This window comes from Mesorhizobium sp. M7A.F.Ca.CA.004.04.2.1 (genome assembly GCF_004022825.1).
GTDB lineage: Bacteria > Pseudomonadota > Alphaproteobacteria > Rhizobiales > Rhizobiaceae > Mesorhizobium.
Map to the genome: position 1 here is coordinate 1 of NZ_RZPH01000006.1, position 22,219 is coordinate 22,219.

Annotated in this window: 18 protein-coding genes and 1 pseudogene; 15 read left to right on the forward strand and 4 right to left on the reverse strand. The window is 57.1% G+C overall.

Translation table 11 applies throughout. The features are described from left to right. Positions 1-225: 225 nt before the first annotated feature. The 13 genes and pseudogenes from EN893_RS00800 to EN893_RS00855 all read left to right on the forward strand — a co-directional run bounded on the left by EN893_RS00800 (position 226) and on the right by EN893_RS00855 (position 17,816). On the forward strand, positions 226-1,998 hold the full coding sequence (locus tag EN893_RS00800) for a CocE/NonD family hydrolase (protein ID WP_127270362.1): 1,773 nt from the start codon (positions 226-228) through the stop codon (positions 1,996-1,998). A gap of 316 nt (positions 1,999-2,314) precedes the next feature. Next, entirely contained in the window at positions 2,315-3,568 is a 1,254-nt protein-coding gene (locus tag EN893_RS00805) for a methylaspartate ammonia-lyase (protein ID WP_127270361.1), read from the forward strand. Positions 3,569-3,583: 15 nt separating this feature from the next. Beyond that, complete coding sequence (locus tag EN893_RS00810; RefSeq protein WP_127266647.1) at positions 3,584-4,735, forward strand: CaiB/BaiF CoA-transferase family protein; 1,152 nt, start codon at positions 3,584-3,586, stop codon at positions 4,733-4,735. 107 nt (positions 4,736-4,842) lie between these two features. After that, positions 4,843-5,757: a CoA ester lyase gene (locus EN893_RS00815; protein WP_236383480.1), complete on the forward strand. Its 915-nt coding sequence runs from the start codon at positions 4,843-4,845 to the stop codon at positions 5,755-5,757. 133 nt (positions 5,758-5,890) lie between these two features. After that, positions 5,891-6,817 (forward strand): LysR family transcriptional regulator, encoded by a 927-nt coding sequence (locus EN893_RS00820; protein WP_127266646.1) that lies wholly within the window; start codon positions 5,891-5,893, stop codon positions 6,815-6,817. 193 nt (positions 6,818-7,010) lie between these two features. Then, a complete protein-coding gene (locus tag EN893_RS00825; protein WP_127266645.1) occupies positions 7,011-8,444 on the forward strand; it encodes an NAD-dependent succinate-semialdehyde dehydrogenase in 1,434 nt (477 codons plus the stop codon). A 27-nt stretch (positions 8,445-8,471) separates the two neighbouring features. After that, positions 8,472-9,995, forward strand: coding sequence for a fumarate hydratase (locus EN893_RS00830; RefSeq protein ID WP_127266644.1), 1,524 nt, complete (start codon positions 8,472-8,474; stop codon positions 9,993-9,995). A gap of 498 nt (positions 9,996-10,493) precedes the next feature. After that, on the forward strand, positions 10,494-10,991 hold the full coding sequence (locus tag EN893_RS00835) for an Lrp/AsnC family transcriptional regulator (protein WP_127266643.1): 498 nt from the start codon (positions 10,494-10,496) through the stop codon (positions 10,989-10,991). Positions 10,992-12,393: 1,402 nt separating this feature from the next. Then, positions 12,394-13,254: a DUF4231 domain-containing protein gene (locus tag EN893_RS00840; RefSeq protein WP_127266642.1), complete on the forward strand. Its 861-nt coding sequence runs from the start codon at positions 12,394-12,396 to the stop codon at positions 13,252-13,254. Positions 13,255-13,263: 9 nt separating this feature from the next. Next, complete coding sequence (locus tag EN893_RS00845) at positions 13,264-13,770, forward strand: TIR domain-containing protein (protein ID WP_063169304.1); 507 nt, start codon at positions 13,264-13,266, stop codon at positions 13,768-13,770. A 455-nt stretch (positions 13,771-14,225) separates the two neighbouring features. Next, a pseudogene (locus EN893_RS38900) lies at positions 14,226-14,647 on the forward strand (transposase); the annotation flags it as partial. 190 nt (positions 14,648-14,837) lie between these two features. After that, positions 14,838-16,244, forward strand: a complete 1,407-nt coding sequence (locus EN893_RS00850; RefSeq protein ID WP_063169303.1) for an aminotransferase — start codon at positions 14,838-14,840, stop codon at positions 16,242-16,244. Between the two features lie 834 nt (positions 16,245-17,078). Continuing rightward, positions 17,079-17,816 carry a LuxR family transcriptional regulator gene (locus EN893_RS00855; RefSeq protein ID WP_128361375.1) on the forward strand — a complete coding sequence of 246 codons (738 nt, stop codon included), beginning with the start codon at positions 17,079-17,081 and terminating at the stop codon, positions 17,814-17,816. A 533-nt stretch (positions 17,817-18,349) separates the two neighbouring features. Here the strand turns inward: EN893_RS00855 and EN893_RS00860 are convergent. Beyond that, positions 18,350-18,631 carry a DUF2285 domain-containing protein gene (locus tag EN893_RS00860; protein ID WP_127266641.1) on the reverse strand — a complete coding sequence of 94 codons (282 nt, stop codon included), beginning with the start codon at positions 18,629-18,631 and terminating at the stop codon, positions 18,350-18,352. 116 nt (positions 18,632-18,747) lie between these two features. On the opposite strand from EN893_RS00860, the gene EN893_RS00865 reads away from it, so the two are divergent. Then, on the forward strand, positions 18,748-18,981 hold the full coding sequence (locus EN893_RS00865; protein ID WP_126097360.1) for a helix-turn-helix transcriptional regulator: 234 nt from the start codon (positions 18,748-18,750) through the stop codon (positions 18,979-18,981). 433 nt (positions 18,982-19,414) lie between these two features. Here EN893_RS00865 and EN893_RS00870 read toward each other — a convergent pair whose 3' ends face one another. After that, entirely contained in the window at positions 19,415-19,681 is a 267-nt protein-coding gene (locus EN893_RS00870) for a DUF2285 domain-containing protein (RefSeq protein WP_127266640.1), read from the reverse strand. Between the two features lie 110 nt (positions 19,682-19,791). Between EN893_RS00870 and EN893_RS00875 the strand changes: the two genes are divergently transcribed. Then, on the forward strand, positions 19,792-20,010 hold the full coding sequence (locus tag EN893_RS00875) for a helix-turn-helix transcriptional regulator (RefSeq protein ID WP_126105025.1): 219 nt from the start codon (positions 19,792-19,794) through the stop codon (positions 20,008-20,010). 738 nt (positions 20,011-20,748) lie between these two features. On the opposite strand, the gene EN893_RS00880 is transcribed toward EN893_RS00875, so the two are convergent. Together EN893_RS00880 and EN893_RS00885 are read right to left on the reverse strand one after the other, a co-directional pair. Beyond that, positions 20,749-21,447, reverse strand: coding sequence for an OmpW family protein (locus EN893_RS00880; protein ID WP_024505687.1), 699 nt, complete (start codon positions 21,445-21,447; stop codon positions 20,749-20,751). Positions 21,448-21,523: 76 nt separating this feature from the next. Next, a partial coding sequence (locus EN893_RS00885) for a prolyl oligopeptidase family serine peptidase (protein ID WP_164900684.1) occupies positions 21,524-22,219 on the reverse strand: 696 nt, incomplete at its 5' end.

Consider the following 22,219-nt stretch of genomic DNA (forward strand, 5'->3'; position numbering starts at 1 on the left):
GATTTATCCGCCCGCAGCCTTCGCGCAATGACAACGAATGAAGCAATGCTGGCGCTTGCTGTCATCGGGGCGAACCTCACTGCTGGACGGCGCTGATTGGGGCCACAGCAACGAAATTGCGCGCTGTTCACGGGGTCGATCTGCCCGACCGGGTAGCCCATCAAGCCGGCCCCTAAGGTTGGTTATTTGGACTTTATAACACCATCTAGAATTCAGGAAAACGCAATGAGCCTCTCTCGTTCCCAGCTAGATTCGATGTTCCGCTTAGAACTTCGTGGCGAAATAGCGGGGCACTACAAACTGGGACCCGTGGAATCGTCGTATGTGAGAATGCGCGACGGCGTCAGGCTGGCGTTGGATGTCGTGCGTCCAATGGGTGACAGCACCGAAACCAAGCGCAATACCATTTTAGTAATGACACGCTATTGGCGCGGGAAGAAGGGCAGCTTGTCTAATTGCTACGCTGAAATGTTCGTCCAGCACGGTTACGCCGTGGTTGTTGGAGATGTTCGGGGCACGGGTGCGTCTTTCGGGGTATGGCCCGGCTACCGCTCTCGCTCTGAGATCTTGGACAACAGCGAAGTGCTCGACTGGATAGTCGCGCAGCCATGGTCTACTGGCCAGGTGGTTGGCTATGGCGTGTCATACACTGCCAACTCCGCAGACTGGATGGCTGAGCAAAACCACCCCGCAGTGAAGGGGATCGTGCCGCGCTTCGCCGATTATAGTGTTTATGAAGATCTTTCCTTTCCCGGCGGAGTTCCTAACCAAGTGATGGATCTTTGGGACAGTGGCGTAAAAAGCCTCGACCGCAATGAGTCGATCCGGGATGATGGAAGCCCGTCTCAACTGGGCGTACGACCCGTGGGACCCGGAGGGGAGGCTGACCTTGTCGCCGCCCTACGCGACCATGAGCGGGCGCCCACTGATTGGGTGAAAGCTCATGAGCTCACTTTCAAAGACGAACGTCCGACATTATGGGACGGAGCAACCATACTTGACTGGACGCCAGAGATGGCGGCGGAGCGGATATCTAAGTCCGGCATTCCTACCCAGAATTGGGCGAGCTGGTTTGATTCTGGCTCCGCGCAAGGGGCCGTGCGCCGCTTCTTGTTGCAATCAAATCCGATGAACGTGATAATCGGTCCCTGGAACCACGGTGGAGCGATACCTTATGATCCGCTTCGGCCCGCCGATGAGGAAATCCTACCAACGTTTGCGACCCAGCAGGCCAATGATATCCGGTTCGCTGAAGCTTGTTTCAACGGCGAAGCCGCGCGCGTGGGAGGTAAGGTAGTTCACTACTACACGGTGGGCGAGGGTGCTTGGAAATCGACCACGTCCTGGCCGCCCGAAGCCAGGCGCAGACGGTGGTACATGTCCAGTGGTTCGCGGCTGGACTCATCGCCCGACGCCGCAGGTTTTGACTTCCTGCAGGTCGACCGAGATCTTGGCGACGTTCTAACAAACCGGTGGGACACCAACGGCGGCAGTGGGGGTAAAGTAGATTATGGAGATCGGCGTCAGTTCGACGAGGCTCGGCTTACCTATACCAGCGAACCATTGGCAAATGACCTCGAAATCACCGGGCATCCATTTGTTGAGCTCAATATCAGCTCTACGCGCGAAGATGGCAATTTCTTTGTTTACCTTGAGGCCGTGCAACCAGATGGGGTATCCCGGTATCTGACGGAAGGGCAGCTGCGGGTCCTGCACCGGAAGGTGTGGACCAACTCTCCGTTCGACGTTCTTGGTCCACAGCACAGCTTTCTTGAACGCGACGCCGAGCCTCTTACGCCGGGCGAAATTGCCACCTTGACGTTCACGTTGCACCCGATTTCCGCCCGCCTTTCGGTAGGTTATCGCTTGAGGGTAGTCCTCGCCGGAAGTGACAAGACTTCGTTCGCCAATGTGCCCGCGGACGGCGAGCCGCCATTGCTGAAGTTTTATCGCGGTCCCGGGGGCTGCTTCATCGACCTTCCGATCGTCGAGAAGTAATGCCAGTTGAGGTGCCTGCGATGGCGAACGAATATATCGTTCGGTAATCGGCATTGTTGTGGCGCGCTTTGGACGCCATCGTGGGGGAACTCTGTGCGGGGCTACTGTTCTCGCAATTGCCAACCAGCACCTTGCGGGCACGTCAATGGCAGCGTCAAGGCGACTGATCCGCCTTTCAGGCATGGGCCATCTCAAAACGCGATGGGACCGTCCCCGACTTTATATTGGCGGGTCCGGCGACAAGTGGCCCATAATCGATGCAACGCATGTCAGCATACCCCTTCATTAGTGTAATTGGAACATTCGAGCGAACGAAGTGCAGATCAAAGACGTCCTACTCGCATCTGGCAACGGCGCGTTCTTTTATGACGATCAGTCTGCCATTAGGTCCGGAGCGATCCAGGACGGCTTTATTTATCTTGGCGAACCGGTGACGCCTGGATTTACGTCCATTCGCGTTCCGGCGTCGTCGCTCAGCGTCGGACTTGTACTAGCGGACGACAGCGTCGTTTGGGGTGACATGATGGGCGTGCAGTACTCTGGTGCTGGCGGGCGGGATCCTTTGTTTGATTCTGTCCAAATTTCGGAATTGACGTCGCGGGTTGTGGTGCCGCGACTGTTGGATGTCGATGCGTCTCGTTACCTTGATGCCTGTGCGACGGTTTTAGAGGACTACGACCACAAGCAGTTACCTCTTGCGATCGAGTACGGCGTCAGCCAGGCGCTCCTACGCGCTGCGGCCCACCTTCACCGCACCACCATGGCGGAAATTCTGTGCAAAGAATTTGACCTAGCGCTGCCGACGTTCAGCGTTCCGATTTATTGTCAAAGTGGAGATGCGCGCGAAATCAACGTTGATAAGATGATTCTGAGGGCGGTGGACGTGCTCCCCCACGGTCTGATCAACTCGCGACAAAAATTCGGGACTGGCGGTCAGACCTTCATGGAGTTCGTGAGGTGGGTCGCGAGGCGTACGCGCGAGATTGGCCGCCCCGGGTATCATCCCGTGCTGCATTTCGATGTTTATGGCTGGATCGGCCAAGAAATTGGCATGGAGCCACAAGAGATTGCTGACTTTATCTGCAGGGTTGCCGAGAGTGTTCCGGCTTTCATTCTCAATGTCGAGTCCCCGGCGGATTTTGGTTCGACCCAAGCTCAAATCGAGAACTACGCCAAGATCGTATCGATCTTGGACAGTCGGGGCTCCAGCGCCCGTATAGTTGTGGATGAACGATGCAATACGCTAGAGGATATTCGGCTCTTTGCCGAAGCGAAGGCCACGCACCTCGTTCAAATCAAGACGCCAGACGTGGGCTCAATTGCCGATACAGCGCGAGCAGTTCTGCTGTGTAAGGCGAACAAAGTAGGGGCGTATGTCGGGGGAAGTTGTACCGAGACGGATCTCTCGGCCCAGGCTACAGTCCACGTTTCGCTAGCGACCCAGGCCGACATGATGCTCGCAAAGCCCGGCATGGGTGTAGACGAGGCATTCTCCATTGTTGGGAACGAACAAAATCGGCTTCTGGCGACGCTGAACCGTCGTCGGACTCAAAACGAGCTCGTAAGATGAAAAAAGCGGTGTCGCATGCAGAACTCTCTTGAGAGGATCACTGTCGTAGCCGTGGAGCAGGCCGTGGCTGCGCCTTATGCGTCCTCTCGTCTTGCGGATGCCGGCGCGCGTGTCATCAAGATCGAAAGGCCCGAAGGAGACTTTGCCCGAAACTACGACAAGTTGGTGCGTGGGCAGAGCGCTTACTTTGTTTGGCTCAACCGGGGCAAGGAGTCGGTCTGTCTCGACTTGAGGTTGGAGGAGGACCGGGCCGTGCTCGACATCCTTATTGCCGGCGCCGACGTCTTTATCCAGAACCTGAAGCCGGGAAGCATCGAAAAATTGGGATTCGGGTCTGCTGATCTGCGTCGACAATATCCGCGCCTGATCACTTGCGACATCTCTGGGTTCGGGGACAGAGGGCCATATTCCCACTTGAAGGCTTATGATCTTATCGTCCAGGCTGAAACTGGTCTATGCGCAATTACCGGCAACAATCAAGGTCCCGCCCGTGTTGGAGTCTCGGTCTGTGACATCTCGGCGGGCATGACAGCGCACAGTGCCATTCTTCAGGCACTCTATCACCGCGAGGTCACCGGCGAGGGGACCAGTATTCAGGTATCGCTGTTCGATGCCGTCGCCGACTGGATGAACGTGCCGGTTCTGCAAAACGACTATAGTGGGTACCGCACCGTACGCGCAGGCGTGAAGCACCCGTCGCTGGCGCCGTATGGCGCGTATCGTTGTGCCGATGGCAAAGATGTCGTCTTTTCGGTTCAGAACGACCGCGAATGGGTAAATTTTTGCGAGAAGTTCCTGAAGCAGCCGGAGCTTACATGTGCACCTGGTTTCGCCGATAACATGGAGCGCCTCGATCACCGTGTGCAACTTGATGACATTATTGAACGCCGGTTTTCCCAACTATCCTGTAACGAAGCAATGCAGGAACTTGAGGTGGCCGGCCTAGCATATGGCCGGCTGCGCGAAGTGGCGGATGTTTCAAAACATCCCCATGTTCGCAGAGTTGAGGTTGAGACACCCGATGGAACGATCGAGACGATCGCGCCGGCGGCGATTTTCAACTTGGAGCGGCCATCACTGCGTCCAGTTCCAGCCCTTGGCGCCCATACCCATGCTGTCCGCGAGGAGGTTCTGAGGCGTTTGCGCGGGACGGCCGCCTCGGCATGAGCGGGTATGTCCGCAAGAGGGGTGCGGTTTTTGTTCTAAAGAGCCTACGTGCCTCGGATCATCTTTCACTGGCACCGCCTGGCTATAATCGACCGCGAAGCCTCTTTATGATAAAGGACACCTTTGTGGCCGTTGACGGCGCAATGTCTTTACCACGCTGGAGATCCCTGCTCTTCGTACCCGCTCACGTTCCGCGCTTTGTGGAGAGGGCGCATGAGCGGGGTGCAGATGGCGTCATTGTCGACCTGGAGGATTCTGTTCCCCAGGATAAAAAGAGAGAGGCGCGGCGGCAGCTTTGTGCGTCTGTGGCTAAGGTGGGCCGCAAGGGCGCGTCTGTTTTGGTCCGCGTGAATCGTAGTTTGCGCGCCTTGGCGGCAGATCTTGATGCAGCCGTCGTGGCAGGTGTTGATGCACTTGTTCTTTCAAAGACGGATTCGCCAGAGTGGGTGTCCGAAATTGCGGACGCGGTCTCAGAACTTGAACGAGAAAGAAATCTTCCGTTAGGACGTATCCGGTTTCTTGCCCAAATCGAGACCCCAGGTGCCTTGCAAAAGCTATCGGCCATTGCCTCGTCCCATCCCCGGATGGTCGCAATGGCCCTTGGCCCTGAAGACTTCAGTGCCGCTGTTGGCGGCGCGCCAGAACTTGATCTTCTCTTGACGCCAAACCTTTCTGTTCTTTTTGCCGCCCGTGCGGCCGGGTTGCTCCCGCTGGGCTTCATAGGAAGCATTGGCGCGTTCTCTGACACTCACAAACTTCGTGAGGCTGCGGAGCGTGCACGGCGGCTCGGCTTTGCTGGAGCTTTGGCGATCCATCCAAACCAGGTTGCCATCTTCAATGACGCTTTTTCGCCAAGCCCACAGGAACTCGAATGGGCCCGTCGTGTCCTCGCGGCGGAGAAAGATGCGACGGCGCAGGGCATAGGCGCATTTGCCCTGGACGGAAGGATGGTCGATCCACCTGTTATCCAAAGGGCCCGGGATATCATCGCCACGGATCCGGGCGCCGGGTTGGGCGTCTGAGGCCTCAGCGGTTGGTTACCAAACTGGAGCGACCCTACGCTAGGCGTTATGCAACTCGGCACAATTATTGCTGTCGCGCCATCGCATTTCGAGATAGATTACATCATTGCAGTCCGCCCTCGGAAGAGTACCCGTGGAAATCAGGCAGTTAAGATACTTCGTTGGCGTGGTCGAAGCAGGCAGTTTCACGAAGGCCGCTGGCTTTCTGAATGTCGCCCAGAGTGCGCTGAGCCTGCATGTGCGTCAACTGGAGGAAGGCTTCGGCACTCAGCTGCTGATACGCGACAGGACCGGTGTGAGCGTGACGGCGTCAGGAGCCAAACTGCTCGATCGCGCTCGGGCGATTCTTAAAGAAATTCGACTTACCGAGGTGGAATTGACCAACACAGCCGCTTCCCCTGCAGGGGAGGTGACTATTGGCATTCCGTCTGGAGCTGCTCGCGTCCTGAGCGGTCCGCTGCTTGAGACGGTAAGACACGAACTGCCCAAGGTGTCCCTCAAGATGGTCGAGGGTATGACGGGACCGCTAGAGGAATGGATGGCGGCTGGACGCTTCAATCTGGCGGTTCTGTACCGCACAGCAGACAGTGTGGGGCGAATGACTGTGCTAGCGCGCGAAGATCTTTGTCTGGTGGTTCCGTCCGGCGAGCCACCGTTTGAAGATGCGATAGCTCTGGCCGACCTGCATGCATTCCCCCTGGCGGTTCCCATGCGCAACAACAATGTCAGGCGTTCGGTGGCTGATGTCGTCGCGCAACACGGTTGCGCGCTGGACGTCAGGTTTGAAGTGGACTCCCTCTCAACGATCATCAACATGGTCGTAGAGGGAAAAGCGCATTCTATTCTCGCCCCGTCTGCGGTTCAGAAAGAAGCCTCCCAAGGGCTGGTCCGGACGGTCAAGATAGTCGATCCGGTGATTACCCGCTCCGTGGTGCTCGCTGTAAATCCCAAAGATGAGCGTTCTGCGGCCGTTTCTGCGGTCCGCAAGCTCATTCCGAAGGTCGCCAGAGAATTGATTGAGAGCCGGGGCTGGGTAGCATCGGCTCCTGACGCGACCTGAGAACCATCGATCTGTAAACAACGGCATGACTTCCTTGCTGTCGAAACAGATCGATCTGGATTCCAGATGGATTTAGGCACTAATCGATATTTGACCCGCTGCGACCATCGCGATGAAACTGGCTCAAGCGAGCTCAGCGGCTTCGAAAATTGAAACGGCGCTCGCATGGCCAGAATCACAAGTGGAGCCCGCGATGTCCCACGCCAGGAGCTACGAGCTCTTCATTAATGGCAAATGGCGAGCCGGTGGTAGCCGAGCCACTTTGCCGGTGATCAACCCGGCGACGGAGAAGGTATTTGCCTCAGTGGCCTCGGCTACGGTTTCAGACTTGGATGAAGCTCTTACTTCGGCAGAACGCAGCCGCAAGGCGTGGTCCTCACGACCCGCCAAAGAGCGTGGCGAGATCCTCGTCTCTGCCGCCAGCATTCTGGCTGAGAAAGCTGGCGCGGCAGCCAGGGACCTGTCGTCCGAACAGGGAAAGACGATTGCCGAAGCAACAGGAGAGTACGCGCGCGCAGTCGAAACGCTGGAATGGAATGGCCGGCATGCCGATGAGTTGTCGACCCCGATTCCGTTGGGTCCGAACAGGATGATCGTCCCGGAGGCCCTCGGTGTCGTCGCTGCCTTTACGCCGTGGAACTATCCAGCCGTTCTCATCGCCCGCAAGCTCGCCCCCGCGCTGGCGGCAGGCTGCCCGGTGATCCTCAAAGGGGCCGAAGAGACGCCAAGCGTGGCTGTCCATATCGTGGAATCTTTGCGTCAAGCAGGGATACCGGAAGGCGTGGTCAACCTGGTGTTCGGTGTTCCTGTGCATATATCACGGCATCTGCTCAGTTCGCCAATTGTCAAAGTCTTGACGTTCACGGGGTCGACCGCTGTTGGGAAACAGCTGGCCACACTGGCCGCGAATAATCTGCAGCGCTGCATCCTTGAGCTCGGTGGACATTCCCCGGTTATTGTGTGCGAAGATGCCGACCTGGCAACGGCGATACCGGCTATTTCGGAATACAAATTCGAGTGCGCGGGCCAGAGTTGCAATGCGCCCAGCAGGATTCTTGTCGCCCGATCCCGCTATGAGGAATTCCTGTTCCGGATGACGCAGGCGGTCCGAAAAATCAGGATCGGTCCACCGGATGACCCTGCAACGCAGATGGGTCCCATGGCAAACGCGCGGCGAATCGAGGCCATGCAACGCCTGACCAAAGATGCGGTAGAGGGCGGCGCCCAAATCGAGACCGGTGGCACCCCCCTTGACCGACCGGGGTTTTACTGGCCGCCAACCATCCTGACTGGCGTACCGAAGGAAGCGAGAGTGCTTCATGAAGAGCCGTTCGGACCAATTCTCACCGTGGCTCCTTTCGATACGATCGAAGAGGCGATCGATGAAGCCAACGCCACGGAGTACGGTCTGGCCGCCTACTTGTTTACTGGCGCGGCCGATACGCAACAGAGGCTTGTGGGCGGTCTTTCTGCGGGCGCTGTTAGTGTGAATTACCTGAAAGGGGTTTCCGCTGATGCCCCTTATGGAGGAGTCAAGCAAAGCGGCTATGGATATGAAGGCGGCGAGCAGGGGGTGCGAAGCTTCCAGATTCTGAAAATGGTCAATGGCCTCGGTTCAATTGGATAAAATCCGGTGGGAAACAGAACACGGACCATGGCCGGTAGCGACATCACAAGGAGCGTCGCCGACGCCCTTCAGTACATCTCGTACTATCATCCTCCAGATTATATCCGGTCTCTTTCTCACGCATACACGCGAGAACAGAGCCCGTCGGCGAAGAATGCCATAGGTCAGATTCTGCTGAACTCCCGCATGGCGGCCTTTGGGCGGCGCCCGATTTGTCAGGACACCGGACTTGTGGTTGTCTTCGCAAAGGTCGGCATGGATGCCCGCATTAAGTCAACGGCCAGTTTCGCTGATCTTGTGAATGAGGGCGTACGTCAAGCCTATCTCGATCCGGACAATCCCCTTCGGGCATCGATCGTTGCGGATCCCCTCGCTAGACGGGTCAACACCCGAGACAACACGCCGGCAGTTGTCCATGTCGACCTGGTGCAAGGTAACCAGATTGAGATCACCATCGCCGCGAAAGGCGGCGGGTCGGAGAACAAGGCACGTTTTACCACCCTCAATCCCACCGCCTCCGTTGCCGACTGGGTGGTCAATACCGTTTCGACCCTTGGCAGCGGGTGGTGTCCACCTGGACTGATCTCTGTCGGCATCGGTGGTAGCGCTGAAAAGGCGATGCTGCTGGCCAAGGAGGCCATGAACGAGCCCATCGATATGGCGGAACTGATCGCAAGGGGGGCGTCAAGCGCAGAGGAGGGGCTGCGGATTGAGCTTTATGAGCGGATCAACGCGCTTGGTATCGGCGCCCAAGGCCTTGGTGGTCTGACGACAGTCGTTGACGTCAAGGTTGCGACCTATCCTACTCATGCAGCGTCCAAGCCTGTGGCGCTCATCCCGCAATGCGCCGCCAACCGGCACCTGAAGTTTACTTTGGACGGCTCTGGACCCATCAGCCTCCAGCCGCCCGATTTGCGCGAATGGCCCGACATCGGAGCCGACGAATTGAACCCAGCCGGCGTCCGGCGGGTCAATTTAGATACGCTGACGAAGGAAGAGACGGCATCGTGGCGCTGCGGTGAAACGCTCCTGCTGTCTGGAAAGATGCTGACGGGCCGTGACGCTGCCCACAAACGAATGGTCGAACTGATCGATGCCGGCAAGCCGCTTCCAGTCGATCTGCGGGGACGCGTGATCTACTACGTCGGTCCCGTCCGGGCAGCGAGAAATGAGATCGTTGGACCCGCCGGTCCAACAACCTCCAGCCGCTTGGACGATTTTACGGACAAGGTGCTCGCCGAAACCGGCCTTTTCGCGATGGTGGGCAAAGCGGAGAGGGGACCGGCGGCCATCGCCTCGATTGTAAGACACAAAACGCCATACCTTGCTGCAGTGGGTGGCGCTGCGTACCTGATCTCAAAATCGATTAAGGCGGCGCGGATCGTTGCCTTTGAAGACCTGGGCATGGAAGCCATCTATGAATTCGATGTGCAGGACATGCCTGTTATCATGGCCGTCGATGTTGAGGGAAACTCCATTCACAATTCCGGGCCTCTTGAGTGGCGTAAGCGTATGGCGGCCGACAGCATCGCACGCAACATCGGCGTTTGAGTCTTTCCGTTGGGCGATTTCGGCCAGACTCCCGCGCCAAATTGTCGGGCAAGCCGTAAGACGAGCGGCATTTGCGGTGCCATGCGCCTCGGCGGGCCGGACGAGCAAGGCCTTCAATTCACTCCAATAGCTGAATGTGCCAGTGAATACTGCATTGAATATGCCGTACACGCGATCGAGGCTCGAATGACGTCGCGGCGTCTATCAAGTACGGCAGCGGAGTTCAGTAAATGGGTTATCTATTTATCAGGAGGTCTCCGCCGCGGCCGGCTATCCTCTCCAGCTGCATCATTGCCCCGTTAGGCGTCGGGGCGATAGCCAAACTACTTCTGCAGCTTTTCTCAGCTGATCGCTCTCCCTCAGCTGATTTTCGTACCCATTCTGGCACATCTCGGGCCTGGAACGGATGCCTTCCACTGCTACATTCGCTCGTTTCAATTGATGATAGAATTGATCGGCACACAACGCGATGTCGATCGCTGCTTGAGAGCATAGGTTATGAAGTCGAAACCCGATCCCGTGCAACTCGACAGTTGGGACGTCCGGATTCTCTCCGAAGTTCAGGCAGACGGTCGGATTTCAAAAAGTGAGCTTGCAAAACGAGTTCATCTTTCGGCGTCCGCCTGTTCGGAGCGGCTCCGAGCACTCAAGGCCGCAGGGATTATTGAGGGATTTTATGCGCGACTGAGTCCTGCCCTCATCGGCGGCATGATCTTTGTGATGGTGGAGGTCGTGCTGGATCGTCATCGTCTTGAGGACCAACGACTCTTCGAAACTGCAATCCAAGAGATTCCGGAAATCCTGGACTGCTGGGCAATTGGGGGGCGCGTGGATTATCTGATGCGGGTCGCATCTCGTTCTATGGCCGCCTATCAGGATTTCATGGAGGGACTGCTGCAGGCAGGCTTGGGGATTGATCAATACTATAGCCTTGTCGTCACGAAACCAGTGAAGTCCAATTCACCGATACCTTTGTCCGCCCTGAGGCAACGGTGAAACCGAAAGTTTAAGTTTCAACGGTGTTTGGCACGGATCCCGTAGATTCGTCGGCAAAAGGCGCCCATTCCGACGAAACTCAAGGGACATTTGCGGTATAGTAATTGCTGGAAAAACGTGGCCGAGCGCTATGATGGCGAGGAAGGACGATGCGCTTGAGCAATCTGGAACCGATCATTCCAGGAGACGGATCGAAGCAGCCATCGGACGCACTTGGCCAGCACGGTTACGGCGAGAAGCCAAACCGGATCGTGCCTGGTTGAGGAGGCGTCCATATCTAAGATGCGAAGTGCCGAAAAATGCCTCTACCGCTACTTCAAGGGGGGAACTTTCGCCCTGGATTGGCGATCAGTGGCGATTGAGCTTAGTCGCGGTCAGCGCATCCGTGTAGGGGGCGAATCTACAGCGAGGGTTTGGCAAGCCGACGGGTAGCGGGAGTGCAAGCTGGCCCGCTCGGCCTTGGCGACCAACCCGGCCCTCGACGCCTGCGGACATTCGGAGATCGCTCCATCGCGTTTTTACGTCCTAAGTTCGTTGCTGATCGAGATTAGGAGATCGTCTGTCCTGTTTGACATTGCTGGTCTCCGCAGCCTTCTAAGCGAAGAGCATGGCTGTGCCGGGGTCGCGTAGGTGGGTGACAAGGCCGGTCACTCCTGCCACCCGACGTGGTCTTTGAGAAGGTGGAGGTTGCGCTACCGGCTGGAGAGCATGGTGCCAGTTTTCACAAGACAAGGGTCGCTTAATCGAATGGGCGTCAAGTTCATAGATTGCGAACAGATCATGGGGGGATTTGAATAGTGCTACTGACCGAGGCAGAGCTGAAAAGAGTTGCGAATGCCAGTCGAGGGCATAGAGCCGCATCGATCGTTCTAAAGGAAGAGACGGCCGCAGCTACAGCCAGATCGTCATTCGACGTTTTTCTGTCACATTCTTTCAAGGACGCAGAGATCGTTCTCGGTGTGAAGCGAATTTTCGAGGAGCTTGGGTTCACTGCTTACGTAGATTGGGTCGAAGATTCACAACTGGACCGCACAAAAGTCTCCTCGGCCACCGCCGAGTTGCTGCGGACCCGTATGAGGCAGTCAAAGACGCTAATCTATGTGCATTCAAACAATTCTCCAGGATGCAGATGGATGCCTTGGGAGCTTGGCTTTTTCGATGGGTTTCGGACCGCGGTAGCGGTTCTGCCCGTGGCAAAAAATTCTTCGGAAACATTCTCCGGGCAAGAATTTTTGGGCCTATACCCTTACATTGATGGGACAGGACCTGCATTCCTGTTTATGAACAGAGGGACCGCGCCTCGCCCAAGAATAGGCTCTGTAAGCTCGACTGCTAACCTCACGTTCGCCAAATCCTGGCTTAAAGAATTTACCGCCACAAAATAGACTGGTGTGCTTCAAAAATGAAATATCCTGGACTCTATAATAGCGCCGACGTGGCATCCAACGAGCAGCAGGCGACGTTTCTGCGCCTGATCCGGGCAGAGTACGTTCTTCTTTTTTTAGCGTCGGTGCTCTCTTTGGACTTGTCGCCATCAAAAGCCTATTTCGGTGTCTATGCTGCGGTATTTCTTTGCTCAATGGGAGTCCTCATTTTCCGGTCGGTCACAAAGCCCGAGCAGGTCTGGTATCAGGCTCGAGCTCTGGCAGAGTCGGTGAAGACATTGACTTGGCGCTTCGCGATGCGAGCACAGCCGTTCGATGACGCGCGCGCCGCTGACGCCAGAGCTGATTTTCGAAAGCTCATAGAAGGTATCCTTGATAGCAATCGTCACCTTGGTAGCGCGTTGAGCGGCACCGATTCAGCATCCCCCCAAACAACCGACCAGATGATGTCGATAAGGGACTCCCCGCTAAAAGAAAGAAAAGACCTGTATCTGCAGAGACGAATCTGCGACCAACGGAAGTGGTACGAGAAGAAGGCGCGCTCGAACAAGAGGTCCGCGAAAGTCTGGATGGGCCTCGGTATTTTTGCATACGCTCTGGGATTCTCGTTCATCGTAGTACGCATCGCTGACCCCGCGATGCCAGGCTGGCCGACCGAGCCGCTAATTGTCATCGCCGCCTCGCTTATCGGGTGGACCCAGATCAAGAAATTTAACGAATTGGCATCGGCTTACACGTTGACAGCTCACGAGATCGGCTTGACTGCCGACCTTATTACGGACGCCAACTCGGATGAGGCATTCTCCGCCGCGGTGAACGAAGCCGAACTGGCTTTCTCACGGGAGCACACCCAGTGGGTTGCTCGTCAAAACAACTAAGAGACAACAATGGCATACAGCGATCCGACCTATGTAATATTTGACGGCGATGAAGACGCTTGGGCATACCGCTTTATGAAAGGGTGGAACGCCAGCGAGAATGTGAGTTTTGAATTCGCGAACGCTCACGATCTGGACAATATGACGAGCCGAGCACAGGACGAAGATTATGTTAAACGCAATCTTCGCAACAGAATGAATGGATCGAGCCAGGTACTTGTCCTGATCGGTGAGAAGACGAAAAACCTTTTTCGCTTCGTGCGCTGGGAAATGGAATTGGCTCTTGATCTAGGTCTGCCGATAATCGCAGCAAACCTTAACGGCTCGCGGCAACAAGATGTGAGCTGTCCGCCTATCATCAGGGACAAATGTGTTGTGCACGTGCCGTTCAAGATGAAGGCCATCAAGCACGCGCTAGCCAATTGGCCGAGCGAATTTCATCGGCTTTCAAACGCTCAGCGTGGCGATGGCGCCAGGAGCTATGGCGAAAGCACCTATCGCGATCTCGGCTTATAATCGCCCACCTAAAAGCACTTAGCCGCCCAAACATCCTCGCCATCCGCTGGCGGCGACTAGCCTTAGCAACGTCCGCCAACGTGTTCCGAGCTTGCCGAGCGATGATAAGAAGAGACGTCCGATTTGCTGAGTTTGGCTGAAAGCTGCAGGTCATGTGCAACCTATTAGAGGAGCCCCGCTCGAAGCGTCGGATCGTCAGACAAGATCACGTCGCGCGAGGGCGCTGGTTTCGCGAGGAAAAGGAGCGGCTGTTCGACGTTTGAGGCTTGATCCAGCGTTTCGAGACTGCACGAGCGGCCAGCATTGATGGAGGCATGCTGCCGCCTTCTGCGAGCCGCAGCTCGGCTCGCCCTGCGCAGCAAACCACGAATTTGCGATCGCAAGAAAGGCAACACGCTGACGATAGAACTTGGCGGCGCTGGTCGGCTGCGAATCAAGATGTCGATGGCAAGGAGCTCTCGCCGCGCGTCTTTGCCGGGCCGAACCTTCTGGCTATGCTCCTTGGAGAAGTCTGCCGAGCACCAGCCGCCGCACCGCCAAAGCGATCAATATGCGCGAGGGCACGACCTCAGCCTCTCAGCGCTGGCCAACCAGGTTGGAGCCTGTGCCGCGGCACGGAACCCGCTGCCTGCTGATCGAGGCGAATGTGCTTTGCCCCTGATCACCTGCATTACCACCCTTGGGAAGGGCAAGACCGATCCGGACCGTCAGAATGTAAGGGATGACCGGCAGTTCGGCGGAACATGGCCGCCGGCGCTCTATCGTGCCTCGCGCGGCCGGCGGGAACAGCGTCCCGAGCGCTATTCATCCGTCAATATCGCCCGCTAATCGGGCACTATGCTGGGCGCATGCGCGTCGTAAGCTGTTCGTGTTTGCAGGACGCGCCCCCGACCCTCGGCTAAGGCGAAGGTGACGCCTTAGTTTTCACGGCAATTCGGGCCGATCCCGCGAATTCCACGGCGAATAACCTGCATTCCCGAGAAACTCAAGGGACGTTTCCGGTATGCTATTTGCTAAACAGGTGGCTGGCCGAGTGCCCTCCGCCAATTTATCGCGAGGAGAGGGACATGCGCTTGAGCAATCTGGGAACCGAGCAACTCCGGGAGAAGGATAGAAGCTTCGTCTTCCATCCTTCTACGCATTTGGCCAAGCACAGCCGAGGCGAAACGCCAAATAGGATTATGGCCGGTGCGGAAGGCGTCTATATCTGGGACACCGAAGGCCGAAGAAGCCTCGACGGTTTCGGAGGACTCTACTGCGTCAACATGGGATATGGATGCACGGAGATCGCCGAGGCCATTGCCAGGCAAGCACACGAATTGCCGTTCGCACACGTCTATGCCAGCCAAGGTACGGAGCCGGTCGCCCTGTTGGCAGAGGCCGTGGTCGAGTATTTCGGTCAGAACATGCGAAGGGTCTATTTCGGCCTCTCCGGTTCCGATGCCAACGAAACCAACATCAAGCTGGTCTGGTACTATAATAACATTCTTGGCCGGCCCGAAAAGAAAAAGATCATCTCGCGAAATCGCGGCTATCACGGGTCTGGATTGGTCACGGGTAGCCTAACTGGCCTTCCCTTCTTTCACAATTTCTTCGACCTGCCTCTGGATTTGGTGCGCCATACAACCACGCCGCACTATTACCGCCAGGCGCGTGTCGAGGAGAGCGAGGAAGCGTTCTCCCGGCGCTGTGCCGATGAGCTTGAAGCCTTGATCCTGGCCGAAGGACCGGAAACGGTTGCAGCTTTTATCGGAGAGCCGGTACTTGGGACAGGAGGTATTGTGCCGCCCCCCAAAGGGTACTGGACGTCCATTCAAGCGGTGCTCGACAAATACGATATCCTTCTAATCGCGGATGAAGTGGTCTGCGGCTTCGCGCGAACCGGCGAGAAGTTCGGTTCCCACCTGTATAACATGCGTCCGGATTTCGTGACCATCGCAAAGGGTTTGAGTTCCGCCTACCTCCCCATCTCCGGGTCAATCATTGGCGACCGTGTCTGGTCGGTTTTGGAACAAGGAACTGAGAAGCACGGCGCACTCGGCCACGGCTGGACATATTCGGGGCACACGCTTTGTGCCGCAGCCGCGCTCGCCAATATTCGACTGCTTAAAGAAAAAAATATTTTGGAGCATGTCCGCGATGTTGGACCGTATTGGCAAGACCGGATGAAGGCCGAGCTGGCGGGACATCCCATCGTTGGTGAAGTTCGCGGAGTGGGTATCCTGTCGGCCGTAGAGATGATGCGGGACCCAAAACAAAGGATACCATTCGAACCCGACCTTCAGGTCGGGGTGCGCACTGCAGCTGCTCTGTTTGAGAATGGTGTCATCGGACGGGCCATGCCGCATGGCGACATCCTCGGTTATGCACCCCCCCTGATCATTACCCGAAAAGAGATCGACATCATTGTCGACGCGACGGTAAAGTCGGTCGATACCACCTATCGCGCGCTGAAGGCGGAGGGTGCCGTATGATTTTGCGATCGCGAAGGAGCGAGTCCGGAGGCAGGCATGTCCCTGCGCGCTACTGCGCCGAGCAGACCCAAAACTGTTGAATTCCAGATATCTGATCTTGAGCATGCTCCGGGCTATTTCAGTCACGATTTGTAACCGAATCAGTTCTGCCGCCGCTGTCCTGTTGCCCAACGACCAGGACCTCTGTGCGGCGCGCCCTGCGGGTGTACCTCCCCGCCGGCAGGGCGCCCTTTTTGACCCACGTAATCAGTATCATTATGGCCCGTGCGGAATCGAGGGTCTGGTAAAGGTCATCTGCACGTTCCGATGCAGATTGAGCTTAGACGTGCCCTTTACATCATTGCAGCGGGCCACGGTCGTCGGTTCCAAAGTGCGGCAATGCCGAAGGTTATCTTCCTTCACATCACAAAGAACAGAATAATAATTGCGGTGTATTTTATCACATCAGGTATATAAAAGGACGATACTTACACACCACCCCGTTCACAAGGAAAGGCATTTTAATATTGTTGAGACGATTTGCCTATCAAAGAAAAGAAAGCATCGCAACACTTCTTTGCGGATCACGGCGCCCCGGGTGGGGGATGAGCGGCTATCCGAATTGTTATGCTAATGCCGACCCAAATTCCTGCAAAAGCTGGGGTCAATGATGGCTTTTGGTCAGCGCAGGATGATTTCTCCTGATTTGGTCGGTGCAGGGGCGGTCATGACTTAATGCATGGCAGCATTCTGGAGCCCGGTCAGCCCAGCGACGCCCGCGAATTCAATCGCGTTTGTCGGACATACACGACGCAGCCGGAAGGCGTGCAGAAAGAGGAAGAATCGAGCGCGACGATGACGAGGGACATGCCACTTGTTTTCGAGACATTCCTTGAAAGACTGTCACAGAGTATGGATGAGGCAGATTTCCGGGATGCCATGGCTGAGGCGGCCGGACGACTTGACCTAATCTTCTTTGCCTACCTCTCCTTGCCAGCACGGCCTTCCGGCAAACCGAGGTTAATTTCGAACTATCCAACCCGCTGGACCAGACAGTATCTGGAAAATCAGTATGAGAAACTCGATCCTGTGGTCTTGCGTGCTCGAAATGGCGGGTGGCCGTTTCACTGGGGGTTGTATTTGGGAGGCGATAAAATGTCGCCGGCTCAACAGCAGCTATTCGATGAGGCGGCTCAATTCAGCATCTGCTGCGGTTTGACGATCCCAATTGTCGATCTCCGCGGCCGCACCGCTGCGGTTACTTTTGCCGCCGATGAGCCTCGTCCAGTATTTCTTCGGGTCGCTGAGCGGTACGAACAAGCTCTTCAACTGATGGCGGCCTGCTTTCATCGTTGCGTTCGCCGCAAATTGCCGAGCGATCGAACAGTGGACGGGATTTCGCTGACATCCCGCGAATATGAGTGCCTGAGGTGGGCAGCGCGGGGTAATTCAGCCTGGGTGACCGGCCGCATCTTGGGTATCAAGCCACGCACGATCGCTTTTCATTTGGACAATGCCAAGAAGAAGCTAGGCGTGCGAACCCAAAATCAGGCTATAGCCCTTTTGGGGTCCGAAGGGTCCTCAATTCTCTGAGAAGCTTTTTGATCCCCTTGTGCTCGGGCCATTCGATCGCGCGCTTTGTATCGAGCGTTGACTGGATGCCGAGATCTTCTGTTCCGCCGGCTCGGGCGATGCAGCCGTATTCTTCCAGTCCGCGCCGGTGATCATAGTCTATGGGTGCTCGAGCGGGTGTTTCGTCGCTGACGAGCTAGTCGTGCGGTTATATAGTTTCCGAGGATGGCCCGCTTGCATACCTGCCTGCCGGTAATCTCTAACCCTTGACTTAGGGCGATGGCTATCGGTTATGCGGCTTGAAAGCGAAGAGGTGGACCCTTCGTCGAGCGCCGGTACGATATGGAGTGCTGCTCCGGGCTAATACCCATCCAGACAGAGCGGAACCTTCTATCACGTCAGACGCTCGGACAATTGCCAAAACCCGATTCCTGGGAACTGAATTGTGCTCGCCACCGGGTCCATTTTGCCGGCGCGTCTGTGGTGCAGGCCCCGATCAGCCTGACCAATGGCACAGGAACTGCCTGCTTCTATGACCGAGCACTGCGAATTTGTCAGCTGGCGAACAATTCCTTGTAGCCGCTCGTCACCATCCAGTTCGCACGGTCGAGATGACTACGAAGCGCCTTCCTGGCGCGCTCCGGTTCAAGTGCCGGATCAATGCCGAGGATCAGTTGGGCCATTTCCTCTTCGGGCGCCTCATCGGCTGAGGCGTCCAGGAGCCTCATATAGATGGTAAAGTGCACCCTGTCGTAGGCGGTAAGACGGTCAGACCAAGGGACTTCGTCGAGCAGTGTTGAGCTTTGAGTCCTATCTGTTCCCGTTGATCGATTCATGTCTGCCGCGAACCTCGCATGTTGATCGCTGGATCCAAGGCAGAATATCCCAAAATGGGATAATCCGAAACGGGGATTAGTCGCTGAGCCGGTCTCTACCTGACCGGTTCACCTAAATGCCCAAATCTCTTCGATCTCCCCGCCACCAGCGGTTTCTGGCCCAGTTGATCTCACTGCGCAATGTCAAAGGGCTGACGCAGGCGCAGGTGGCTGAGAAGCTTGGTCGTCCGCAATCTTTCGTGGCGAAATATGAGGGTGGCGAGCGGCGTCTCGATATCATTGAGTTTCTCGACGTAACTGCGGCCCTCGATGCTGATCCGTGTGAGATTCTGTTGAGCCTGCGCACGTAGTGGGCGCCCGCGCCCATCACCGCGCGTGCCGTGTGCCGGTGGGTCGAGCCCCGCTTTTCTTGGCTCTGGCGTCTCGACCATTCCGCTGCGCCTCCTAGCGCGTCGTTAGACTCTCGCAATTCGCTCTATTTGTGCCTTTCCCAGCAGGTGGCGCCGCATCCTTCTAGGCCCGCCGCGGCGTCCCGCAACCCTTAGCCAGCTGTGAGCTTTCAGTAGGTTGTCCATCCGGCCCTTCGGATGCGGTGCGGCTCAGACGGACCCGTTCCTGTCATGATTCGCCGACGCACCCATTCCTGGGAAGCAGCCATTGGCGAGCGGAGGACAAAATGATGAGACAGCGAAGCGCTGGGCCATCCGCGCTGTGGTGATACGTCGATGCATGGTGTTACGCGACTTCGTTGCTTGAAGCGAAGCGACCGCACCGCCCATTTCGTCAACTGGCGAACAAATCCTTGTAGCCGCCCGTCACCACCCAGTTTGCACGGTCGAGATGACTGCGAAGAACGTTGCGTGCGCGCTCAGGTTCGCGTGCCGGATCAATGCCGAGGATCACTTTGGCCATTTCCTCTTCAGTGGCGTTGTCTGCCGAGGCGTCCAGGAGCCTCATATAGGTTGTAAAGTGGTCCTTGTCGTAGGCTGTAATGCGGTCCGACCAGGGGACCTCGTCGGCGAACGGCGTGTTCGATCTGGGCTGCAACATCGCTAATTCTATCTCCGGCCAATGGACCCGCGAAGCCCTGTGCCTGCTAAAATGTGGATTACATATTATAGTTGATAAACTCAAGCCGCCTGATCCGCTGGCTTGCGTGCATGGATATGCGCAAGTTGGTCGGACGAAATGTGCAGAGGATCAGGCAAAGGAAGCGCCTGACGCAGGAGCAGCTTGCGGAGATTTCCGGGTTCAGTCAGCAGTACATCAGCGGCTTGGAGAAAGGCCGAAGAAATCCGACAATTATCACGATCTATGAACTGGCATTGGCCCTCGGCGTCAGCCACATGGATCTGGTTCGGCCCGACAAACAGGGCTGATGCACCCGCCCTCCAAGTAGCTGGCGGCCTGATGGCGCGCGCCGGGTGCTTGTGAACCCACGCTTTTCTTAGGTCCCCCGGCAGCCCCTGCCATTTAGCTCGCCCTCGCGCGGGCGCTCCCTATTGGACAGTCGGACGCTGCGTTTTTGTCAGCTTTCCTGGGACGTGGGGTGGTCGGCATTCCCTTTTAGGCCCGCCGCGGCCTGCCGCAACCTTCGCTCTCGCTTCAGGTCCTTCTCTTGTTTACGGTCCTTCGGATGCAGTCCGCCTCTTTCAGCGGGCCTAATCGCTTTCTGTTGCCCGCCCCACGGGGACAGGCACGCGAGACTAGTATGGAGCGTTGCGGTTAGCGCGCGAACAGCAAAGGAACCGAAAAAACCGGCAACTGTCGCAGTATGGCTGAACCAGCCATCGTGTCGGCATCTAGGAGCCGCGTGTTCGCCTTGCGCTGACACGAAGCTCAGACATGACGTCCGGGAGACGATGCTGGCAAATAGTCTGGCTGAAGCATTCCACCCACAATACCAAAGCCCGTCCCGATTCAAAGCGCTTCTGAGCACTCCATCTCAGGCGCGGGGCCAGCTGGCCAGTTCACCTTCTTGGTCCGCCGGAAGAGAGCCCCGCCCTCTCGACAATCGGCTTCATGAGGTCTCGCCCTGCAGTGTCGACCGTAAAAAAGGGCGCGCGAGGCGCCCTTCATTTAAACCGGCAGTCGGGAAGCAGACTTCACTCTGATATTCAAAAGCGGTAGGTGACACCTGCGCCTATCAGCCAGGGATCGAGCTCCGCCTTCCCCGTCAGCTTCGCGCCGGCCACCGTGACGTCGAAGTCCGGCTTCAGGAAAAGCTTCTTCACGTCGAAGTTGAGGCCCCAGTGCTGGTCCACCATGTAGTCGAATCCGACCTGCAGCGCCGTGCCGAACGTGTTCTTCACCTTGAGAGCATCAGCGCTGCCAGTGTCCTGGTTGTAGAAGATCGTGTAGTTCACGCCGGCGCCGACATAAGGCTTGAACGCGCCGAGATCGGTAAAATGGTACTGCAACGTGAGCGTCGGCGGCAGCAGCCAAACTTTGCCGATGTTGCCCAATCCTCCGATCGTCCCTTGGCCCGCGATGTTGGCATAAGTGGTACCGAGTATGAGTTCGGCGGCGATGTTGTCGGTGAAGAAATACGAGATATCGAGTTCCGGCGTCACCGTGTCCGAATACGAAAGACCGGAGCCGGGAAGCGTATCAACGTAGCCCAGATCTTTCGTAACGACGCCCAACGCCCGCAGGCGGACCTGCCAAGGGATTGGCGCTTCGGTGACCGAGGCTCCCGTCTCCGCCAGGACGGTCTCTGCTTGCGCAGGCTCCGCGGCGACGGCCTGCTGTCCCACCATGATCAGGGCCACCGCCGCTGCTGTTGCCCGCGCTACGCCCATTCGCGTTCTCGCCATGAGATTCACTCCTTGATGTTCAGAAAGGATGCACTGCACTATTTCGTCTCCTGCTCGAATGAATTGTTGATGGACCTCAAATGCCCCACTTGCGTGCAACGCGTTCCGCCGTCTCCGGAAGGTGATCGTTGAAGCCGATTGCGCTGCGGAGAAAATTGGTGCCTAGACTGATGAATGCGGCTTGCTCCCGATTGTCCTCGCCGCAGCCGTGCCCGCCTGCGCTGGCCTCGTAGAAGTAAGCGGGATAGCCAAGAGCCTGCAGTTTTGCGGCCATCTTGCGCGCATGGCCCGGATGGACGCGGTCGTCGCGTTTCGTGGTGGCGATCAGGATAGGCGGATAGGGCTGTCCCGGCGCTGCGGCGTGATAGGCGGAGATTTCCTTCAGGAAAGCCCAATCGTGAACCTTGTCCGGATCGCCATATTCGTCGATCCAGCTCGCGCCCGCCAAGAGCTTGGTGTAGCGACGCATGTCGATAAGCGGTGCTGTGCAGAACAGAGCCCCGAAATGCTCAGGATAGCGGGTCAGCATGTTTGCGATCAGCAGGCCGCCATTTGAGCCACCCTCGGCGGCAATCCGCCTCGGCAGGGTGATGCCCCTTCGCACGAGGTCGGCGGCAACGGCGGCGAAATCGTCATGGGCGAGACGCTTGCCCTCCCTGCGCCCGGCTTCGTGCCAGCGGGTGCCGAACTCGCCGCCGCCGCGGATGTTCGCCTCGACACACGTGCCGCCGCGCTCGAGCCACAGCTTGCCCAGCGGGGAGTTGTAGTAGGG